The organism is Azospirillum sp. B4, assembly GCF_000333275.1.
In the GTDB taxonomy this organism is placed as follows: domain Bacteria; phylum Pseudomonadota; class Alphaproteobacteria; order Azospirillales; family Azospirillaceae; genus Nitrospirillum.
In genome coordinates this window covers 1-22,278 of sequence record NZ_BACU01000377.1, presented here as the reverse complement: position 1 = coordinate 22,278, position 22,278 = coordinate 1, and the positions used below count along the sequence as shown (strand labels likewise).

Annotated in this window: 13 protein-coding genes; 3 read left to right on the top strand and 10 right to left on the bottom strand. The window is 69.6% G+C overall.

The window, feature by feature from the left end:
- Nucleotides 1-5: 5 nt before the first annotated feature.
- From I55_RS33175 to pseB, 9 genes are read right to left on the bottom strand one after another with little or no spacing between them, the layout of a single operon-like run.
- Nucleotides 6-920, bottom strand: coding sequence for a sugar nucleotide-binding protein (locus I55_RS33175; protein WP_083901178.1), 915 nt, complete (start codon nt 918-920; stop codon nt 6-8).
- On the bottom strand, nt 898-1,563 hold the full coding sequence (locus I55_RS16740; protein WP_044561719.1) for a class I SAM-dependent methyltransferase: 666 nt from the start codon (nt 1,561-1,563) through the stop codon (nt 898-900). The genes I55_RS33175 and I55_RS16740 overlap by 23 nt, the downstream gene beginning before the upstream one ends.
- 6 nt (nt 1,564-1,569) lie before the next feature.
- Nucleotides 1,570-2,010: an LIC12192 family sporadic carbohydrate cluster protein gene (locus I55_RS16735; RefSeq protein ID WP_044561718.1), complete on the bottom strand. Its 441-nt coding sequence runs from the start codon at nt 2,008-2,010 to the stop codon at nt 1,570-1,572.
- A gap of 4 nt (nt 2,011-2,014) precedes the next feature.
- A complete protein-coding gene (locus tag I55_RS16730) occupies nt 2,015-2,821 on the bottom strand; it encodes a sporadic carbohydrate cluster 2OG-Fe(II) oxygenase (RefSeq protein ID WP_044561717.1) in 807 nt (268 codons plus the stop codon).
- Between the two features lie 7 nt (nt 2,822-2,828).
- Nucleotides 2,829-3,836 carry an NAD(P)-dependent oxidoreductase gene (locus I55_RS16725; protein WP_044561716.1) on the bottom strand — a complete coding sequence of 336 codons (1,008 nt, stop codon included), beginning with the start codon at nt 3,834-3,836 and terminating at the stop codon, nt 2,829-2,831.
- Nucleotides 3,837-3,888: 52 nt separating this feature from the next.
- Complete coding sequence (locus I55_RS16720; protein ID WP_049974210.1) at nt 3,889-5,469, bottom strand: PfkB family carbohydrate kinase; 1,581 nt, start codon at nt 5,467-5,469, stop codon at nt 3,889-3,891.
- A 21-nt stretch (nt 5,470-5,490) separates the two neighbouring features.
- Nucleotides 5,491-6,507, bottom strand: a complete 1,017-nt coding sequence (locus tag I55_RS16715) for an SDR family oxidoreductase (protein ID WP_044561714.1) — start codon at nt 6,505-6,507, stop codon at nt 5,491-5,493.
- 58 nt (nt 6,508-6,565) lie between these two features.
- The gene (gene pseC / locus I55_RS16710; protein WP_044561713.1) at nt 6,566-7,798 is read right to left on the bottom strand and encodes a UDP-4-amino-4,6-dideoxy-N-acetyl-beta-L-altrosamine transaminase; all 1,233 of its coding nucleotides are present in this window, start codon (nt 7,796-7,798) and stop codon (nt 6,566-6,568) included.
- Entirely contained in the window at nt 7,798-8,820 is a 1,023-nt protein-coding gene (gene pseB, locus I55_RS16705) for a UDP-N-acetylglucosamine 4,6-dehydratase (inverting) (protein ID WP_044561712.1), read from the bottom strand. Before pseB ends, pseC begins: the two co-directional genes overlap by 1 nt.
- 328 nt (nt 8,821-9,148) lie before the next feature.
- On the opposite strand from pseB, the gene I55_RS38520 reads away from it, so the two are divergent.
- Nucleotides 9,149-17,713 (top strand): tetratricopeptide repeat protein, encoded by an 8,565-nt coding sequence (locus I55_RS38520; protein ID WP_049974208.1) that lies wholly within the window; start codon nt 9,149-9,151, stop codon nt 17,711-17,713.
- A 24-nt stretch (nt 17,714-17,737) separates the two neighbouring features.
- On the opposite strand, the gene I55_RS16695 is transcribed toward I55_RS38520, so the two are convergent.
- Nucleotides 17,738-18,934: a glycosyltransferase gene (locus tag I55_RS16695; protein ID WP_044561711.1), complete on the bottom strand. Its 1,197-nt coding sequence runs from the start codon at nt 18,932-18,934 to the stop codon at nt 17,738-17,740.
- 274 nt (nt 18,935-19,208) lie between these two features.
- On the opposite strand from I55_RS16695, the gene I55_RS16690 reads away from it, so the two are divergent.
- Nucleotides 19,209-21,026: an alkaline phosphatase gene (locus I55_RS16690; RefSeq protein WP_044561710.1), complete on the top strand. Its 1,818-nt coding sequence runs from the start codon at nt 19,209-19,211 to the stop codon at nt 21,024-21,026.
- A gap of 217 nt (nt 21,027-21,243) precedes the next feature.
- A partial coding sequence (locus tag I55_RS16685; protein WP_159107219.1) for a TonB-dependent receptor plug domain-containing protein occupies nt 21,244-22,278 on the top strand: 1,035 nt, incomplete at its 3' end.

Below are 22,278 nucleotides of genomic sequence, written 5' to 3'. Positions count from 1 at the left end.
AGTCTCTAAGGGTGGGGCGGCAGGTTGGCGAACAGGTCGTCCAGGACGGCTAAAGGATCGGGCGCCTGGATGCCGACCGCTCGGGCCAGCTTGCCGCTGTCCATGATGGTGTGGCGCGGCGGTTGTTCCAGAACGTAGCCCGCGGCCACGGCTCGGACCGGCCGTACCAGCACCGGATCCGCAGCCAAGTATCGGCACAGATGATAGCCGGCGGCGGCGTAGTCGATCTCCAACGCCGAGGACAGCTGGAACAGGCCGGGCAGCCGGGCGCCGGCCAAGCGGCGCAAGGCATCCACCACCAGGCTGACGGGAACGGGAGCCAGGCTCATGTCAACGGCGGCGTCGATGGGACGGCCCTGGGCCAGCGAATCCGCCCAGTCGGTGAACAGGGGCAGATGGGGGGGCAGCACCTTGCTCAGCCGCAGGATGGTGACAACGGCTTCAGGCATGTCCGCCGCCAGATCCTGCAGCGCCCGTTCGGCCGCCGCTTTCTGCTGGCCGTAGACGTTGCTGGGGACCACGGCGGCCGTCTCGTCGGGGAAGGGCAGGGATCCGTCCAGCACTTGGTTGGTCGACAGGAAGATCACTTGCGTGCCGTCCGCCGCCAGCCGGCGCGCCAACGCCACCATGTTGGTGACGTTGATGGCGTGGGTCCCGTGCGGGTCCCGGAAGCAGTCGTCCAGCCTGGCGACGGCGGCACAGATATGGGCCGCGCCATAGCGGGCGGGAAATGCCTCTGGCCAATCCTGCGGCCGCGCCAGGTCCAGCAGGGGGCGGTCCGGTCCATGGCTTTCTTGGCGTCGCGTGGTGGCGTGCACGGTTTGGCCGCCCTGGCGCAGGGCGGCCGCCAGGGCCGCCCCCACCATGCTGTCGCCCCCCACGACCAGGTGGGGTAGGTCATTCGAAAAAGATGAACCCATGGTCGCCCGTGTATCCTGCCTGATCCGCAATCCAGGCCCAGCTCTCCGGTGAATGGAACGACAGGCAGGTCAGCTGCCAGTACAGCAGGTTGGTCTTCTCCTGCTCATCGCGGTAGCTCTCCACCATGAAATATTTGCGGGGGCCGCGGCCCACCCGCTCCATCTCCGCCAGCGCCTGGAACACGCCCTCAATGGGCAGGTTGTGCAGAGTGCCCAGCGATATGACGCAGTCGAAGGCGCCGTCAGCATACGGCAGGCGGCGGCAGTCGCCGACCTCCAGGAAGGGGCGCACCTCCTCCTTGGCGTTGGCGACACCGTAGGCGGAGATGTCGAGGCCGGCGATCTCCAGCCCTGGGACCACCTGCGTCAGCTCATGCAATAGGAAGCCCTTGCCGCAGCCCACGTCCAGGACGCGGTCACCGGCCGTGAGGCCGTAATGCCGGGCCAGCCGCTCGGCCACCGGGCGCCAGCGCCCGTCATAGCGATAGCCGCCGTATCCGTACTGGCGCTCGCCATCCCAGTAGTCGGCGCCGAATTGCCTGGCCACGGCGGCGCAGGCGGCCTTGTCATGATCCACCACCCGTTGCACGTAGTTGCGCTTCGTGCTGGCGTGCAGCGTCTGGATGAAATCGACGCGGGCCATGGCGGCTCAGCCGGCCGGCAGCAGGGACGGGGCGATGACGCCCCCGACATCCATGGCGCGCTGCACGCCCCAGATGTCCTCCAACTGCTCCACATCGTCGGGCGACGCCAGCACCAGCCCTTCCACGGCGAAATGCAGGGTGCCGCCGCGCTCCAGCACGGTGTCGTAGACCGCCAGGCGGCGGTCACGGCGCTGAGGCAGCATGAACAGGGTGTAGGCCACGATGCCCTGCAGTTGGGGCAGTTCGTCCAGGGCCTGCTGCAGCTGCAGGTAACAGCTGTCCATGACGTATTCGACCACCGACAGGCGGAACGACAGGCGCTGGCGGGCGCAGTAATCGCGGATTACCAGGTTCTGCACGTGCTGCGGCACCCGACTGCCCCGCACCGGGCGGGGCGAGATGTAGCCGCGATGGCCGAAACGGGCGGCGGCGGGGGGCGTGACCATGGCCTTACTCCTTGAACCCGGTGGGATAGTCGTAGGCCATGCCCAGGCGGCTGGCCGCGCGCAAGGTGACGGGCTCGAAGAACTCACCCAGCCGCTTGTCGGCATAGGGGGTGAAGACGCCCTTGAATCGGCAGTTCATGGACCAGCGCGCCTCGGGTTCCTGGTTGACGCGGTTGCCGTGGGGCAGGTTCTGGTTGAACAGCAGGAAATGGCCGTAGGGGATGTCCAGCCAAAGCAGGTCGGGCTCGATATCCTGGTAGATGTCGTCGGTGTTACGGCCCGTGTAGCCGGCCATGCGTTCCTGCAGCGCCCGCGACGGGCCGGGCGGCAGCAGGTACATGCTCTTGGTCCGGTAGCAGTCCACCAGCGGGATCCACAGCACCAGTTCGAACGGGCTGTCGCCCGACCAGACGTCGGCATGTACTGGCAGCAGCGAGCTGTCGTCGCCGGACAGTTGGATGGACAGGTTCAGCCGGCGCTGCATCGCCAGCTCGTTGCCCACCAGGGTTTCCAGAGTGCGCCGGGCCGCCGCGAAATAGGCGGCGCGGGCCCAAGGCTCGGCGTTCAGCCGGCCGATCTGGTGCAGGCGGAAGTCGTTCAGCCGGTCCACCGGCACCCGCTCGCCGATGCCGTTCAGAAAGGTGTCGGGATCCGCCGGCGGCGGGCAATCCAGCCATTCGCAGGCGGAACGCACCAGAAGGTCGCGGATGCGGTCCAGGGCGGCGCGGTCCTCCGCCGGGGCGATGATGTGGCCCGTCTCCATGAAGCGACGGGTCAGGGCCTGTTCGTCCGCGGACAGGAAATTGGTCATTTGCGCCTCACTTCAGCCCGATCTCTTGCATCTTCTTGATGTTGAAGTAGCGGCTGTCGTCCATCGAGTTCGGCACTTGGCCCGCGTCGAAGGCGGCCTTAAGGTCGCGCACGGCGTCGCTGATGGTGTGGGTGGGGACGAAGCCCAGTTCCCGCCGGATCTTGTCGGACGAGATGTGGTAGGAGCGCAGGTCGTTGGTCGGCGTCACCTCGATGGCCGTGCCGGCGCCCACCACGTCGCGCACCATCTCGGCGATCTGCATGATGGTGTGGTTCTCATAGCCGGCGTTGTAGATCTTGCCATTGATCTGGGCGTCGTCCCACTGCAGGGTCCGCAGGTACAGCGCCACCATGTCGTCGATATGGATGTTGGGGCGCTTCTGGCTGCCGCCAAACACCTTGATCTTGCCGGCGTTGATGGCGTGGTTGGTCAGGATGTTGACCGACAGGTCCAGGCGCAGACGGGGGGCATAGCCGCAGACCGTGGCCGGGCGGATGGTCAGGGTGGTGAAGCCCGCTTCCCGTTCCTCCTCCAGCACATCCTCGCACATGGCTTTGAACTTGGAATAGTCGGTCAGCGGCTCCAAGGCCAAATCCTCGGTCACGTTCTCCTCCTCCTTGATGCCGTAGACGGAGGAGGAGGACGCGTAGATGAAGCGTGTCACGCCGGCGGCCTTGGCCGCCCGCACCAGGGGGCGGAAGCAGTCGTAGTTGATGGACCGGCCCAGGTCGGGGTTCAGGTCGAAGCTGGGGTCGTTGGAGATGCAGGCCAGGTGGATGACGGCGTCGCAGCCGGCCAGGGCCTTTTCCACGGTGGCCGCGTCACGCAGGTCGCCCTTCACCTGGATCAGCCTGGGATTGTCGGCCAGGTCGGCGAAGACGTCGCCGTAGATGTAGAGGTCCAGGACCGTGACGGTGTGGCCGGCCTGCAGCAGCGCGGGGATCAGCCGACTGCCGACATAGCCGGCGCCGCCGGTGACGAGGACGTGCCAGGTGCGGGGGCTCTCGGGCGTCATGGGTTCTTTTCCGTTCAGGGACTGGCAGGTTGGGGCCGATACTGCCCCGGGTTCATTTCAGGATGGCGGTCAGGAACTTCACCAGCGGCGGCTTTTCCACCGACCGGCGGTGGCCGACGATGCCCACCTTGATGGCGCCGGCGGCGTTGCCGATGAAGGCGACGATGTCCATGTCCACGCCCGCCGCCACCAGGGGTGAGCTGACCGCCAGGAAGGCGTCGCCCGCCCCCACCGTGTCCACCACCATGTTGGTGAAGGCCGGGATGCGGTGCGTACCCTTGGATTTGTCGAAGGCGACGCAGCCCAGCTTGCCCTGGGTGACGATCAGGCGGTCGCACCGCATGCGCTGGGGCAGCCTTTCCGACGCGATGATGGCGATGTCGGTGAACTTGTCCGACAGGGCCAGCCGCGCCTCCGGCGCGTCGATGCAGATATAGTCGGCGCGGGGATAGCGGGTGATCAGGTTGTAGCCAACGTTGGCGCTGTTGGTCTGGGTGTTGACCGCCAGGAACTTGGCATGCTGGGTCAGGGCCTGGATCACCGGTTCGGTGATCATGCCATGGCCGAAGTCGGTGGCGATGACCAGGTCGTAGTCGCCCGCCCTCTCCGCGATCAGGCGGGTCAGGCTGTCCGCCTCGTCCTCGTCCAGCGGCGCGTCGTCCATCTCATAGACTTCGAACAGCTTGCGCATGTAGCCGCTGTCGACGAAGCGGGTCTTGCGGGTGGTGGGCTTGCCCGCGCGGGTGATGCTTTCCACCCGCACGTTGGGCTTCAGGCTGTCGGTCACCAAGTCGGCGAAGGAATGGGTCTCGCCCAGGCAGGTCAGCACGTCCACCTGGCGGCAGAAGGCCGCCACATGGTTCGCCGCCGCGATGACGCCACCCGCGAACGTCTCCTTGTCGCGGAACAGGGTGGCGATCATGTTCTCCTTGGGCGACTTCGACATCGGCTGGACGTAGCGGTATTCGTCGATGATGGTGTCGCCCACCAGCAGGACCTTGAAGTCGCGCACGGATTCGATGGCCTGCAGCAGGCGGGGCAGCATGTCCTGCTCCCGCGCCATTTCCAGATAGGCCTGCAGGTCGGCGTCATAGACGCCCAGGTATTTGTTGATCAGCGAGGACGAACTGAAGGTGATGTCGTCGGTGAAGGCGACGCGGCCGCCGTGGGCCTCCACCGCGTTGCGCTCATCAATGATGCCGCCGGTGATGTCGTCGGCGTCGTTGGCGTATTCCGAGCCCTTGACGTAGACCGAGGGCTTGATGGTGTGCAGCACGCCCACGGCCGTCTGTTCCGTGCTGATGGCGACGTAGTCGACATGCTCCAGCGCCGCCACCATCTGGGCGCGCAGCTGTTCGGAGAACACGGGCCGGCCGGGGCCCTTGTTGACGTGGCGGTCGGCCGTCAGGGTCACCACCAGCATGTCGCCGAAGCGCCGCGCCTCTTCCAGGTGGCGGACATGGCCCAGGTGCAGCAGGTCGAAGACGCCGTGCGCCAGCACCACCCCGTGCCCGGCCGCGCGGGCCTGGGCCGCGATGGCGGCGATCTCCTCCAAAGTACGAACCTTGTTCCGCGTGGGGCCCCGGGTGGGCGCGCGGGGGGTGGGGGCCTTGTGCCCGTCAGTATCGGTCAATTTTGTACCGTCCATTCCCGATCAGCCTTTGATGTACCGGAACCAGTCCTTCGTGGCGTCGGCGATGGTTCCTGTAGTCCATACGGGTGCATCACGCCAATAGTCGAGATTTTGCAAGAGTCGGGCCACGCCGTCCTCGATCGTGACCTGCGGCTTCCAGCCCAACTCCGTCGTGATCCTGGTGATGTCGGCGAAGGTGCAGTCCGGCTCCCCCGGGCGCTTGGGAATATATTCCACCCCGTCCGTGCCGATCAGCTCCACCAGCCGGTTGACGCTGACGGTGCCACCGCTGCCGACATTGTAGATCCGGCCGCTGCGGCCCTTGTCCGCCGCCGTCAGGAAGGCGGAGACGACGTCGCTGACATAGGTGAAGTCGCGCGTCTGGGTCCCATCGCCCACGATGGTGATGGGCTTGCCCGCCAGCTTCTGCGCCAGGAACACGCCGAACACGGCACCATAGGTGCCACTGGTGCGGGCCCGGGGACCATAGACGTTGAACAGGCGCAGGCTGACCACCGGCAAGTCATACAGCGTGGCCCAATGCAACAACAACTGCTCGCCCAGGTTCTTGGTCAGGGCGTAGGGGTAGCGCGGGTCGATGGCCGCGTCCTCCGCCGTGGGGTAGTGCGCCGGGATGCCATAGCAGGAGGACGAGGCCGCGTACATCAGCCGGCGCACGCCGGCGGCGCGCGCGGCCTCCGCCACGGAGAAGCAGCCGTTGACGTTGGCATCATAGTAGGTGGCCGGGTTTTGCACCGACGGCACGATGTCGGCCATGGCGGCCAGGTGGAACACCCGGTCGGCGCCCTTGATGACGTCCCGCATCAGGGCGCGGTCGGCCACGTCGCCCTCGACGAAGCGCAGGGCGGGATTTTCCTTATGGTGGGCAAGATTTGCCAGGCGGCCGACGGCCAGGTTGTCCACCGCCACCACCTGCCGGCCCGCCGCCAGCAGGGCGTCGATCAGATGGCTGCCGATGAAACCGGCGCCCCCGGTGACCACGTCGACGCCGTGATGGGGGAAGCTGTGATCGGACATGGTTCTTGATCCTGTCAGTCTAGGCATAAATGGATTCGGGGCTGGCGCCCATCCCGCTTCAGGGCCCGGTCAACCGCTCCAGCGCCGCCACCACCCGGTCGACATCGCCGTCGCTCATGGCCGGGAACAGCGGCAGGGACAGGCAAGCCCCATACCAGCCCTCCGCCCCCGGCAGATCCAGGTCGCCGTACCGCGCGCGGTAGTAGGGCTGGCGGTGCACGGGGATGTAGTGCACCTGGCTTCCCACCCCCTGCTCACGCAGGCAGGCCATGGCGGCGGCGCGGTCCATGCCCAGCGCCGCGAAATCGATCAGCACGACATAGAGATGCCAGGCGGGCCGCCCGCCGCTGCGGCCGGCCGGCCGGATGGCGGGGGCCAGGGGGGCCAGGCGTTCGTCATAGCGCGCCACCATCTCCGCCCGGCGGTGGGCGAAGCGGTCCAACTTGCCCAACTGGCTCAGGCCCAGGGCGGCCTGGATGTCGGTCAGGCGATAGTTGAACCCCGGCTGCGGCATCTCGTAGTACCAGGGATTGGCGCCCCCGTCGGCGGCGAAGGCGGCGTTCCGGTCCTGGAAGGCCGCCGCGTCCCGCACCATGCCGTGGCTGACGAAACGGCGCAGCGCCCCGGCCAGGGCATCGTCATTGGTGGTGACCATGCCGCCCTCGCCGGCCGCGATGGTCTTGACGGGGTGGAAGGAGAAGCAGGCCATGGCTGACCGGTCGCAGGCGCCGATGGGGATCAGATCACCGGCGTGGGTCGCCTTGCGGCTGCCCACGGCGTGGCAGGCGTCCTCGATGATGGCCAGGTCCCGGGCGCCGGCCAGGTCCGCCAGGGCGTCCAGGTCTACCGCCTGCCCGGCCAGGTGCACCGGCGCCAGGGCCCGCACCCGCCAGCCCGCGGCGTCCGCACGGGCGATGGCGGCCTCGGCCTGGGCCCGACCCATCAGGCCGGTTTCGGGATCGACGTCGGCGAACGCCACCTCCGCCCCGCAATAGCGGGCGGCGTTGGCGGTGGCCAGGAAGGTGACGCTGGGCACCACCAGCGCGTCGCCGGGCTTCAGGTCCAGCGCCAGGCAGGCCAGGTGCAGGGCCGCGGTGCCGTTGGCGCAGGCGACGGCATGGCGTGCACCCACCACCTGGGCGAAGGCCTGCTCAAACCGGGTGACGGTGGGGCCCTGGGTCAGCCAGGCGCCGCGCAGCACGGCGGCGACGGCGGCGATGTCCTCCTCATCCACCGCTTGCCGGCCATAGGGCAGGAAGGCCCCGGGGCGGGGGGGGGCGTCGGCGGCCATCACGGCTTCTGCAGCAGGGCGGCCAGGCCTTCGGCCGTCAGCCAATCGGTGTTGGTGTCACTGCGATAGCTGAAGCCGTCGGGCACCGCCTTGGCCCCCAGCTTGACATAGGCCTGGCGCGTCCACCAGTTGAAGGCCGGCTCGATGACGTAGCGATCGTCCATCTCGAAGGTCTGGCGGCTGTCGTCCTCGGTGATCATCACCTCGTGCAGCTTCTCGCCGGGGCGGATGCCGATGACCTTGTGAGGCAGGCCCGGGGCCATGCAGTGCGCCAAATCGCCCACCCGCATGCTGGGGATCTTGGGAACGTAGATTTCGCCACCCTGCATCATGCCGAAGCAGGACGCGACGAACTCAACCCCATGCTGCAGGGTGATCCAGAAGCGCGTCATGCGCTCGTCCGTGATGGGCAGTTCCGTGGCGCCTTCCTGGATCAGCTTGCGGAACAGGGGGATGACGCTGCCCCGCGATCCCACCACGTTGCCATAGCGCACCACGGAGAAGCGGGTGCCGACGGAGCCCGACAGATTGTTGGACGCCACGAAGATCTTGTCGGACGCCAGCTTGCTGGCGCCATACAGGTTGATGGGGCTGGCGGCCTTGTCGGTGGACAAGGCGATGACCTTGCGCACCCCGGCGGCCAGGGCCGCGTGCACCACGTTCTCCGCGCCATAGATATTGGTGCGGATGCATTCGATGGGGTTGTATTCGGCGGTGGGCACGTGTTTCAGCGCGGCGGCGTGGACGCAGTAGTCCACCTCGCGCATGGCCAGTTCCAGCCGGGTGCGGTCGCGCACATCGCCGATGAAGAAGCGCAGCACACCCTCATGGGCCGTGCCCAACTGCTGCTGCATCTCGTACTGTTTGAACTCATCGCGGGAGAAGATGATGAGGCGGCGGGGTTTGGCGTTTTCCAGCAGGAAGCGGACGAACTGGCGACCGAAGGAGCCGGTGCCCCCGGTGATCAGGATGGAGGCGCCGTTGAAATCGGCCAGGGCCGACTTGAGGAATTTCGACGTCATTTCTGCTCCCGCCGCCGCCGGGGCCGTTTCCCTGGCCTGTAAGATTTATGGAGATCGCCTTCGTGCCGCCGTCACCCGGCGGTGTCGCCAATTCCCGGCTTTTACCCTACCATTTTCCGTCCACCACGCCCGTCCCCCTGTACAGCGGCGGGCGGCGGCGGGCGGTGGGAGTATAGCGCCAACAGCGCTGCAAGTATCAACAATCTGTGTGGTTTATGTAATCACCCCACAACTGCTATCCTAATGGGGTGGTTACACGGGTGGCCGCATGCCGTTAAGGGGTGTGCTGGCGCTTCATCCTCAAAACAATGTTCCTGACAGGTGGAATATGGTCCATGGCCGGACCGGCACGGGTGCGACGACGGGTGGGACGGGGGCTAGCGGGGATGGCCAGGTCATCGGGGCCCTGCTGGCCCAGGCCATGGACCGGCACCGTGCCGGCGCCGTGGCGGAGGCGGAAGCCCTATATCGCCGCATCCTGGCCCTGGATCCCGGCCAGCCCGATGCGCTGAACCTCTGCGGTGTGGCCTGCCACCAGCAGGGCCGCACGGCGGAGGGGCGAGCCCTGCTGGAACAGGCCCTGGCCCGTCGGCCGGATGACATCGGCACGCTGGAGAACCTTGGCCTGCTGCTGGTGGAGCAGGAGGCGGCGGAGGCCGCGCTGCCCATCCTGCGGCGGGCGGTGCGCCTGGCCCCGCGCTCCATATCCGCCTGGAAATCACTGGCCAACGCGGCGCGCCAGCTGCACGACAGCGCGGCGGCGATGGCGGCCTACAAGGCGCTGCTGGATATCGATGCCGGCCAGGTGGACACCTATCTCGGCCTGGGGGAGCTGTTGCGCCTGATGGGAAACGCCAAAGGCGCGGACGCCATGGCCCAGAAGGCCTTGGCGCTGGTGCCGGGGCACCCCGGCGCCCTGCTCAACCTGGGAACCGCGCGCCAATGGCTGGGGGACATGGCGGGGGCCGAGGCCGCGTTCACCGCCGTGCTGGACGCCGTCCCCGGACATGCGGTCGCGCACTGGGACCGGGCCCTGGTGCGCCTGGTGCAGGGTGACCTGCCCGGGGGCTGGGCGGACTACGCCTATCGTTTCGAATCCGGAAATATAAAGCCGAACCGTCATGCCGATCGACCGCGCTGGGCGGGCGATGCCTTACGCGGCCGCCGCCTGCTGCTGTGGCGGGAACAAGGGCTGGGGGATGAGATCATGTTCTCCTCCCTTTACAGCCGGGCCGTACGCGCCGCCTTGGCGGAGGGCGGCAGCGTCGTTATCGATACCGAGCCGCGGCTGGTGGGGCTGGTGACCCGCCATCTGCGCGGCGTCCTGGACGCTGACACGATGGACAGGGTGGAAGTGCGGGCTGACCGGGGTGTGGCCGGGGATTTCGACCTGCACCTGCCCGCAGGGGACCTGCCGGGCCTGTTCGCCGGCCATCTGGCTGCCTTCGCCGGGCGGGAAGGCGGCTGGCTTACGGCCGATCCGATGGCCGTGGCCGGCTGGCGCGGGCGCCTGGCCACGCTGGGGCCGGGGTTGAAGGTGGGCATCTGCTGGACGTCCGGACTGAGGGGCCTGCACCGGGACGGCAATTACGTGGGCTTGGCGCAGTGGGCGCCGCTGATGGCGGTGCCCGGCGTGGTCTGGGTCGACCTGCAGTACAATGACGTCACGGCGGAGCGGCAGGCCGCCGTGGCCCGGGGGCTTCCCGTTCCCTACCGCTTCACGGACCTGGACCAGCGCAACGACCTTGAGGGCGTGGCCGCCCTGATGTTGGCCCTCGACCTGGTCATCACCGCCCCCACCTCCGTCGGGGAACTGGCCGGCGCCCTGGGCGTGCCCATCTGGCGTATAGAGCAGGAGGCCGACTGGTCCATGCTGGGGACGCGCGTGCGCCCGTGGTACCCGGCCATGCGTGTCTTCCCGGGCGCCAACGTCGCGGATGCGCTGCGAACGGCGCGGGAACATCTGGTTTCGCTAGTTGATTCCAGTATCAAAATAAAAGCGGTGCCATCCCAGCCCACCCTGACCCTGGCGGAGGCATACGACCTCATGGCCGCCGGGCGCAATGCCGAGGCGGCGGCGGCGTTCGAGGCGTTGGCGCGCCAGGAAGGGCAACCGCGGCCCGTGCGCGCCCAGGCCTGGCATTTGTTGGGCCTGGCCCGATTCAATTTAGGGGACGGCGACGGCGCGGTCGGCGCCATCGAACAGGCGCTGACCCTGCTGCCGCCCGACCAGGCGGCCATGCCCGCCAACAACCTGGGCAACATCCTGGGTCAGCTGGGGCGAGCCGAGGCGGCGGAACAAGCCTACCGCAAGGCGCTGGCGCTGGATCCCGCCCTGGCGGCGGCGGCGTCCAACCTGGGCGCGCTGTTGCGCGACCGCGGCGACCTGGCGGGGGCCGAGGCGATGCTGACGGAGGCGTTGCGCCTCGGCCCGGACCGGGCGGAGACGCTGGTGAACCTCGCGGGGGTGCTGACGGCCCGCGGCGCCGCAACCCGGGCGGAGACCCTGGCCCGGCGGGCGACGGTCCTGGCCCCCGGCCTGGCGCACGCCCATGGCAACGTGGGCACGGCCCTGGTGGCCCAAGGCCGCCTGGCGGAGGCGGAACCATGGTTCGCCGCGGCGCTGGCGCGCGAACCGGACCAGCCGCTGACCCGCTTCAACATCGGGCTGGCCCAGTTGGCCCGCGGCGACCTGGCGGGGGGATGGCAGGGCTATGCCATGCGCGGCGCGGCGCGGAAGGGCCGTCGGCCACCTCTGCCGGCCCCCGCCTGGCGCGGCCAGGATCTGGGGGGCGGTACGCTGTGGTTGCGGCGGGAACAGGGCCTGGGTGACGAACTACTGTTCGCCGGCCTGTATCCGGATCTGATCAGGACCTGTGGGGCGGGACGGGTGGTGATCGACTGCGACCCCCGCCTCGCCCGCCTGTTCGGCCGCGCCTTCCCCGCCGCCCTGATCGCGCCCGGCGGTGTCCTGGCGGAAGGTCGCTTGGCATCGGCGGCGGATGTGGCGCTCGACGCGGGCGACCTGCCCGCCTTGCTGCGGCCCACGCTTGGCCATTTCGTCACCACGCCCACCGCTTACCTGACGGCGGACGCGGTTCTGGCCAGTTCTTGGGCCGATCGTCTGACGGTGCTGGGTGAGGGCCTCAAAGTGGGTCTTTGCTGGCGCAGCGGCCTGATGGTGGAGGAACGCCAGGGACTGTATCCGCCCCTGGATGACTGGGCGCCGCTGTTGCGGCTGCCTGGTATCCGCTTCGTCAGCCTGCAATACGACCAGGACGTGGCCGAGCCGGAGATCGCGGCGGTCGAGGCCAGATTCGGCGTGCGCATCCACCGCTGGCCGGACCTGGACCTGAGGGACGACCTGGACGGCGTCGCCGCCCTGATGGCCGGCCTGGATCTGGTGGTCACCGCCGGCACCGCCGTGTCGGAGCTGGCGGGCGCGCTGGGCGTACCATGCTGGCGCCTGGGACCGACGGAGGAGTGGACGCGCCTCGGCACCCGCGTGCGGCCTTGGTTCCCCTCGCAGCGGGCCTGTTTTCCGTCCGGGAGTTGGGGTGTCGGCGACGCGTTGCCTGAGGTGGCCCGCCTGCTGGCGGATCTCGCCCGTCCGGCTCCAGCCGTTCCCCACCGCCAAAGCGCCCAATCCGTGACCGCCGACGCGCGGTTCCGCGACGGCACGGCCGCCCGCGACCGGGGGGACACGAACCAAGCGCTGGCTCTGCTGGGCGCCGCCGCCGACGGCGGGCATGCTGGGGCCCTGGCGGCCTTGGCCGGCTTGCTGCGGCGGCAGGAGCGCTGGGCCGAGGCGGCGGTGCGCTATCGCCAGCTGCTGTCCACCGCCCCGGACAACCCTGATGCCCTGTCCGGCCTGGGGTTGGCGCTGCTGGGCATGGGGCAGGCCGGTGACGCCCTGCGCTGCCATGACCGTGCCGTGCGGCTGGCCCCTGACCGGGCGGTCCTGCATGCCAATCGCGGGCTCACTCTGAGCGCGCTGGGCGACTTGCCGGGTGCGGTTGAGGCGCAGCGGCGGGCCACGGCGGCGGATCCCGATTGGGTCGGCGGCTGGGTCAACCTGGGCGTGGCGCTGATGGCGCTGGAACGGCCGGATGCCGCGAAGGCCGCTTTCGAGCGGGCCCTCGCCCTGGACCCGGATGCGGCTGAGGCGCATGTCGGCCTGGCCAACCTGCACCAGTTGCTGCACCAACCACAGCTGGCCGCCCGCCACTTACGGATGGTGTTGGCGCGTCAGCCGGACAACGCCGACGCCCACCTGAACCTGGGGTTGGTGCTGACCGATCTGCGCCAGGCGGCTGAGGCCCGTACCCATTACGCCCAGGCGCTGGCCTTGCGCCCCGGCTGGGCCCTGGCGCGCTGGAACCTGTCGCTGGCCGCGCTGGAGCAGGGCGATCTTGACGCGGGCTGGCGGGACTATCCCGCCCGCTTCTCCACCCCCGATGGCCCGGGCCGTCCCGACCTGGCGCTGCCCGCCTGGACCGGCGGCGACCTGCGCGGACGCGCTCTGCTGGTCTGGGGCGAGCAGGGGCTGGGGGATGAGATCCTCTTCGCTTCCTGCCTGCCCGACCTGATGCGTTGGCTGGGCCCCCGGTCCTGCCGGCGGCTGGTGGTGGAACTGGACGCGCGGCTCGTGGCCGTGGTGACGCGCGTTCTCAGCCCCCTGGGGCCGGCGGGCCTGGAGTTGGAGGTCAGGGGCCGCACGGACACGCCGCGTGACGCTGATTTCCATGTGCCGCTTGGTGGCCTGCCGGCGCTGCTGCGGTCCCGCCTAGCCCATTTCCCGCTGGACGCGGCGCCTTGGCTGCGGCCGGACGCCGACCGGGCCGCCCTGTGGCGGGATCGCCTGGCGGCCCTGGGGCCCGGGCTGAAGGTGGGGCTGTGCTGGCGCAGCGGCCTGCGGACCCTGGCGCGCGAGGGCACCTATCTCAGCCTGGCGCAGATGGCGCCGCTGCTGGCCACGCCCGGCGTTCATTTCATCGTCCTGCAGTATGACGCCCGCGCCGGCGACGCCGGCGCCGAAATCGCGGCCGCGTCCGCCGCCACCGGCGCCGTATTGCATCTGTGGGACGATCTCGACTTGCGCGACGATCAGGACGGTGTCGCGGCGCTGATGGCGGGGCTGGATCTGGTGATCTCCGCCGGCACGGCGGTGGGGGAACTCTCGGCGGCGCTGGGCGTGCCCACCTGGCGTTTCCAGCGCTGGCCCAACTGGTCCAGCCTGGGCACGCCGGTCCGCCCCTGGTTTCCGGCGCAGCGGCTATGGACGTCGAAGGAGGCGCCGTTGGAGGCGGTGGTGGCCCCCATGCGTGCCGCCTTGGCGGATTTGGCGCGGCAGGGCGTCGTCGCACAGCCGGCCGTTCCCGTCGCGGATAGGGCGGCTGTCCTGCAAGCCGGTATGGATGCCCACCGCGCCGGGGACTGGGCGGCGGCGGCGCGCTTCTATCGCCAGGCCTTGGACCGGGATCCAGGTGATGCCGACGCCCTGCACCTGTTGGGGCTGGTGACGGTGCAGGACGGTGATCTGGCGGAAGGTATCGATCTGCTGCGCCGGGCGGTGGCGGCCGACCCCAGCTTCGCCCAGGCCCATAACAGCCTGGGCAGCGCCCTTCGCTCCCGGGCTGACTTCCCCGGGGCCATCGCCGCCTTCACCCAGGCCATCGCCCTGGCGCCCGACTACGCCGAGGCCTGGGGCAATCTGGCCGGCGTCCATAATGAACTGAATGACCGGGGGGCCGCCCTGGTGGCGGCCGAACGGGCGCTGGCGCTACGGCCGGATTATGTGAAGGTCATGGTCGAAAAGGTCCACGCCCTGGCCAATTCCGGGGATGTGGCCGGGGCCTTGGCGGTGGCGCGGGCGGCCGTGGCGATCGAGGAAAGCCCCTTCACGTTGACCAACCTGGGCTTGGCGTTGGTGGCCGCGCGGCGGCCGGCCGAGGCCCGGGAGCACCATGAGCGGGCCCTGGCGCTGGACCCCGGTTATGCCGAGGCGGCCAACAACCTGGGCATGGCCTGGCTGGATGAAGGCGGCGCGGCGGGCCGGGCTGGCGCGCGGAACGCATTCCAACGGGCGTTGGTGGCGCGGCCGGATTTCCATGCCGTGCGCTACAATCTGGCCCTGCTGGATCTGGCGGATGGACGGCTGGCGGCCGGCTGGGCGGGGCAACAGTCCCGCTTCGCCGCCGGCCAGGCGGCGCCGGACCGCCGCTTCCCCCAACCCCGCTGGCAGGGCGAGGCGCTGGGCCGCCGGCGCCTGCTGGTCTGGCGGGAACAAGGCCTGGGCGACGAGCTGCTGTTCGCCAGCCTGTACCGCGACCTGATCGACGCCCATCCCGACGCCACCATCATCCTGGAGTGCGACGCCCGGCTGACGGGCTATTTCACCCGGTCGTTCGTGCCGGAGGAGGACGGCCGAGTGATCGTGGTGGCGGACTTCACCACCGCCCAGGCGGTGGTCGCCGACCTGCATATCCCCGCCGGCAGCCTGCCGCAGCTGTTGCGCGGCCAACTGGATGATTTCAGCGGGCGGCCCTATCTGACGGCCGACCCGGACCGCCTGTCCTTCTGGCGGCAACGCCTGGACGTGCTGGGACCGGGCCTGCGGGTGGGCCTGTGCTGGCAGAGCATGGTGCGCGACCTGGGCCGCAACAGCGCCTACACCCAGCTGGCCGACTGGGGCCCGCTGCTGCGGATGCCGGGCGTCATCCCGGTGATGCTGCAGTATGGCAATGTGGAGGAAGAGGCGCGGGAGGTGGAGGCGCGCCTGGGCGTCACCCTGCACCGCTGGGCCGACACCGACCTGCGCCGGGACCTGGAGGCGGTGGGCGCCCTGATGGCCTGCCTGGACCTGGTCGTCACCGCACCCACCTCGGTGGGGGAGATGGCCGGGGCGCTGGGGGTGCCCGTTTGGCGCGTGGGCACGCGCATGGACTGGTCCATGTTGGGAACCGCCGTGCGGCCTTGGTTCGCCGCCATGCGGGTGGTGCCGACCCCCGTGGACGGTCGCGCCAGCGACACCGTGCCCCTGGTGGTCGAGGCCCTGCGGCGGCTGCGGGATGAGCCGCCGCCACCCATGGTGACGCCGGTCACGCCGCCCGTTTCACTCCCGGCGTCGTCGACGGCCCCCGCCCTTCCAGACGCCGAGCGCCTGCTGGCCGACGCCGCCGCGCGGCACCGGGCGGGTGATGCCGCCGGTGCCCTGCCGCTCTATCGCGCCGTGCTGGACATGCAGCCGGACCAGCCGGTGGCCCTGCATCTCATGGGCCTTGCCCTGGCGCAACTGGGCCGGGCGGAAGCGGGGCTGCCCTTCCTGCGGCGGGCGGTGGCGCTGGCGCCGGGCTACGCCGCCGCCCAGTCCAACCTGGGCAACACCCTCCAGTCCCTGGGCCAGGCAGCGGAGGCGGAGGCCTGCTACCGCCAGGCGCTGGCGGCGGAACCGGACCGTGCGGATGTGCTGACCAACCTGGGTAACGCCCTGCTGGCCCAGGGGCGGGCCGAAGCGGCGGTCGCCTGCCATGAGCGGGCGCTGGCCCTGGCCCCGGATCTGGTCGCGGCGGCCTCCAACCTGGGGGGCGCCTTGCTGGCCCTGGACCGGCCGGCGGCGGCCAGGGCGGCCTTCTCGCGGGCGCTGGGCGGCATCAGCGACCCCGCGCGGGTGCCGGCCAACCCGGATCCCGTGGTCATCGACGCGCTGTGCGGCATGGGTGAATCGGTGCGCCTGGGTGGCCAGGCCGGGGCGGGCCTGGCTTGGCTGGACCGCGCCGCCGCCCTGGCGCCGGACCAGGCGACGGTGTGGAACAACCGGGGCCGCTGCCTGAATGACTTGGGGCGGCTCTCCGATGCCGTGGACAGTTATGGCCGAGCGGTGGATCTGGACCCCACGCTGGCCACGGCCCGGTTCAACCGTGGCCTGATCGACCTGACGACAGGCAGCCTGTCGCGGGGCTGGCAGGGTTACGCCTGGCGCTTCGCGGCGGAGGGCAAGCAGGGCGTGCCGCGTTTCGACCGCCCCGCCTGGCGGGGGGAAAGCCTGCGTGGTCGCAGCCTGCGGGTCTGGCGGGAACAGGGGCTGGGCGACGAATTGCTGTTCGCCAGCCTCTACCCCGCCCTGGCGGCCCGGGCGGCGGCCGAGGGGGCGGGGGGCGTTGCCATCGAGTGCGATCCCCGGCTGGCCGGCCTGTTCGAGCGCAGCTTCCCAACCCTGCGGTTCCTGCCTGTGCCGCCCCGGCGGCCAAGGACGGAGCTGGAGCCCGCCGGCGCGGACCTTGTGGTGGCGGCGGGTGACCTGCCCGGGTACCTGGCGCCCGTGCTGTCCGGCTTCACGGCCGGTGGGTCCGCGTCCGGCCATGTGGTGCCCGATCCGGCGCAGGTGGCCCGGTGGCGGGACCGCCTGCGTGACCTGGTGCCGGGGCCGGCCCTCCACCTGGGCGTCGCTTGGCGCTCCGGCCAGCTCAGCACGGAACGGTCGCGCGCCTATTCCGCGCTGGACCAGTGGGCGCCCCTGCTCAGCCTGCCTGGTGTGGTGGCGGTCAGCCTGCACCACCAGCCGGCTGAAGAGGAGATCGCGGCGTTGAAGCGTGACATGGGCCTCACCCTCCACCGCTTCCAGGATGCCGACCTTCGGGATGACCTGGAAACCGCGGCGGCCCTGACGGCGGCCTGTGACCTGGTGATCAGCCCGGCTACGTCGGCGGGGGAACTGGCCGGAGCGGTGGGCACGCCCTGCTGGCGCTTCGCCTCGCGCGACTGGACGACGCTGGGCACCGGCGTCCGCCCCTGGTTCCCATCGCAGCGCCTGTTCGCGCTGGAGGACCATGGCGATGCCGCAGGTGCGCTGGCGGCCATGGCCAGGGCCCTGCGACACCTTCTGCAGGCCTGATCGCCGCGTCCGGAGCCGTCCCGGTCAACGGGTGAGGATGTTCCCCGCCTCGAACAGGCCCAGGATGTGGCGGGCGCGCGCCTCCCACGTGTGGTGCGTCGCCGCCTGGCGAAAGCCGGCGCGGGCCACGGCCGCCAGGGCGGCGGGATCGGCCAGCGCGGCCTCGATACGGGCCGGAAGGGCGTCCAGGTCGCTCCAGCGATAGAACAGCATGTCGCGACCGTCGGCGTAGTATCGGTCGTAATAACGGCTGGCGTCCGACACCACGGCGGCGCCGTTGACCTGGGCGGCGAACACCCGCTCATGCCCGCCGGCGATGAAGTTGTTGTTGCTGTTCAGCACCAGGCGGGTGCGGCGCAGCAGGCCCAGCGTCTCCTCGAAGCTGCCCTCGCCCCGCCAGTCGAAGGCGGGGAAGGGCCGGTTCTCCCACCCCTTGCCGTAGACCACCAGCCGCACCCCGGCGGCGTTCAGCGTCTCCAGCAGCCGGTGGCGGCGGTACGCCTCCACATACTGGTAGACCTCGCGCGATTTGCGGATCAGCTGGGTGCGGCTGGCCGGGGGCAGGCTGACGTCCCGGGACGCCACCACCTGGTCGATGGCGTCCTCCAGCGCCAGCGTGTCCTGGCTCAGCGCCAGGTCGGCCGCATCGTCGAACAGGGTGGTGACGAAGTTGCGCTCCGCCCCCCGCCAGCGGCGGTCCGGGGCGCCACGATAGGTGCCGGTGAACAGCAGGGGGATATCGCGTCGCTCCGCCCAGTCCCGGAACAGCTCGGACTCCGTCGGCATGGCGGGGGGGATGCTGGTGTTGGCGCCGGGGGGCATCAGCGACAGGGCGGCGAAATGCCCGGGAGGGAAGCAGTCCCGCACCAGCTTCACGTGCGTCTCGTCCAGGAAGCTGACGATGAAGCGGCGGTCCATCTTGGTTTCCAGCCGCTCCCACAAATGCACGGGGTGGTCCACATGCAGGGTGATGAACAGGCTGTCGGCGGCGTCGTACAGGGTCTGGTCGCCCGCGCGCAGATCCACGCCCATGCTGTTCAGGGCGTAGAAGAACTGGACGGGCCGGGCCAGTGCGGCGTTCAGCCGCGTCACCGCGTCTTGGGCGGCCAGGTCGACGATGACCGCTTCATGGCCCAGGGCGGTGAAGGCCGTCGCCAACTGGTCGATGTGCAGCCGAAGCGAGCCATACTGCGACTGGCCCTTCAACAGAACGATACGCATTGCCGTGTCCCCTAGAGCGGGACGCGATCACGTGTGGTCGCATCCCGCTCGTAACCTGTTCATGATGGAGCGGAACGCGATCAGGTGATTCCACCCGATCGCGTTCCGCTCTAGGCGTCAAACCCCTGGTGCCTAAGGTGCCCCAGCCGGAACGGCGGCGCCAGTGCCGCCATGGTGCTGAGGCGCGTCATGAATCGTTAACCAATTTGTCGCCGTGTTTTCAAAAGGGTGGCGTAACCGACGGTCTTCCGAAGCAACGCTGGACGACCGTTTCATGACCATGGTGAGCCGCCGCCGGGCCCTGTCGCTGCTGCTGTTGGGGGCCACGGCCCCGCTGGCCCTGGGGACACGGCGCGGCCTGGCGGCGGGGGGTGCCCCGGCATCCTTCCGCCACGGCGTGGCCAGTGGCGATCCCCTGTCCGACCGTGTGGTGCTGTGGACCCGGATCACGCCGGAGGACGGCGCCGTTCCCAGCCTGCGCCTGGCGTGGGAGGTGGCGGCCGATGCCGCCTTCCAGCGGCCGGTGCGGCGCGGCACGGTGGAGGCGACGGCCGCCCGCGACTTCACCGCCAAGGTGGACGTGGACGGGTTGAAGCCGGGCCAGGACTACTGGTACCGCTTCACCTGCGGTACCGCGACCTCCCCCGTGGGCCGCACCCGCACCCTGCCCCAGGGGCCGACGGACAGCGTGGTGATGGCGGCCGTCACCTGTGCCCTTCACCCCAACGGCTACTTCAACGCCTACGACCATATCGCCAAGCTGGACCGGCTGGACGTGGTGGTGGAGCTGGGCGACTACATCTACGAATACGGGGCCAAGGACGACGACTACGGCATGGAGAACGGCCGGCGCCTGGGCCGCATTCCGGAGCCGGCGCACGACATCGTCACCCTGGCCGACTATCGCCTGCGCTATGCCCAGTACCGGCGCGATCCCGACCTGCAGGCCGCCCACGCCCGCGCCCCCTGGATTTGCGTCTGGGACGACCATGAGGTGTGCAATGACACCTGGGCCGGGGGCGCGGAAAACCACCATGACGGCCAGGGTGAGTTCCTGACGCGCGAGGCCGTGGCCGTGCGGGCCTATTACGAGTGGATGCCCATCCGCGAGCCGCGCCCCGGCCAGGCGGCGGAGGAAATCCAGCGCGCCTTCCAGTTCGGCGACCTCGCCACCCTGATCATGGTGGAAACCCGCCTGCAGGCCCGGTCGCGCCAGTTGGAATGGAGCGTGCCGGGCGATCTGCCCCTGGCGGTCTATGAGGGGACGGACAAGGGCCGGCGCAAGGTGGCCGACACCGGCGTCGCGGCCCGGGTGATGGCGGCGGTGAAGGCCGGCGGCCAGGCGCCCGCCCCCTACACCGTGGGCCCGGATGAGGACGCCATCCGCGCCTATGGCGCCAATCCTGAGCGCCAGATGATGGGGGTGCGGCAGGAGGAATGGCTGGCCACCACGCTGAAGGCGTCGGTGGCCGCCGGTACCCCCTGGCAGGTGCTGGGCAACGAGGTGGTGATGGCCCGCACGGCCGCGCCCAAGATCGAAAAGGCGCTGGGCGCCGACGGCATGGCCCGCTGGCTGGGCGCCTTGCCCGAGGCGGCGCGGGCCAGTCTGGGCCAGATCGTCCACATGGCCAGCTTCGACATACCCTACGACCTGGACGGCTGGGACGGCTACCCCGCGGCGCGGGAGCGGGTTTACGACGCGATCAAGGCGGCGGTGGCGGACGGCCGCGCCGGCAACACCGTGGTGCTGTCGGGTGACAGCCACGCCTTCTGGGTCAACGAACTGCTGGATGCCGCCGGCACCACCCGCGTGGCGGCGGAGTTCGGCGCCAGTTCCATCACCAGCCCGTCGCCCGGCGAGGAACTGCACCTGCCCCAGTTGGGCGACATCATGAAGGCGCAGAATCCCGAGGTGTTGCTGAACGACCATCAGGCCAAGGGCTACGTCCTGCTGACCCTGACGCATGAGGCGGCGACGGCCGACCTGGTGGCCGTGACCATCGACGCCAAGCCCTACCAGGCCCGCACGCTCGGCCGTTGGCGGGTGGCGGCGACGACCACGCCGGGGGTGGAGCGGCCGCGCCAGGTTTGAGCCGTCTGGGACGAGCTAGACCAAAATGTCACACCGCCGTCAGTAAATCGATCGGTCATCGCACTGTAGTGAAATAGTCACATCACGTTGCTATGCAGCATGCGCTTCAAACCGGCGACAAAAGTGCGGGTATCACTTCCGTATATTGCCGGACGGGGAAGATTTTAAATAAATCGAAGGGGGAAATTCGATGCTGAAGAATCGGTTGTTGGCAGGTGTGTCTCTGCTCATCATGATGTCGGCCGGCGCCATGGCGCAGACGGCCCCCGACGCGGCGGCTGACGCCAGTGACATGCAGGAAATCGTCGTTTTCGGCCGGGGTGAGACCCGCCAGGTGCAGTCCGTCACGCCCATGGACATGCAGATCGCCGTCCCCGGCGCCAGCCCGATCAAGGTGATCGCCAAGCTGCCGGGCGTGAACTACCAGGCGTCCGATCCCTATGGCGCCTACGAATGGGCGGTGCGCATCTCCGTGCGTGGCTTCAACCAGAACCAGCTGGGCTTCACGCTCGACGGCATTCCGCTGGGCGACATGAGCTATGCCAACGACAACGGCCTGCACATCAGCCGCGCCATCTCCTCGGAAAACCTGGGCGTGACCCAGATGGCCCAGGGCACCGGCGCGCTCGACACCGCCTCCACCTCCAACCTGGGTGGCACGCTGAAGTTCGTGTCGCGCGATCCCGACGCCACGGCCGGCGCGCTGGGCACCGTCTCCTACGGCAGCAACGCCACTGTGCGCACCTTCGGCCGCGTGGACACGGGTGAGATCGCCGGCGGCGGTCGCGGCTACCTCAGCTATGATTACCAGCATGGCAACAAGTGGAAGGGCCAGGGCGAGCAGTGGCAGCAGCAGGCCAATGGCAAGTTCGTGCAGCCGGTGGGCGAAGGCACGCTGACCACCATGCTGAACTATTCCGACCGGCATGAGAATGACTACCAGGACCTGTCCTTGGCCCTGATCGGCAAGTTTGGCTACAAGCTGGACAACATCTCGGACAACTACACCCTGGCCAAGGCCATCGCCACCGCCTATCAGACGGGCAAGGCCATCCCCGCCCCCTACAGCACGCCCGACGATGTCTACTTCGACGGCGCCCGGCACCGTGAAGACATCCTGGGTTTCACCACCCTGGAATACCCCATCAACGACCGCCTGTCGCTGAAGGCCATGGTCTATGGCCATCATGACAAGGGCATGGGCACCTGGGACACCCCCTACTGGGCACGCCGGCCGGCTTCGGGGGTTCCC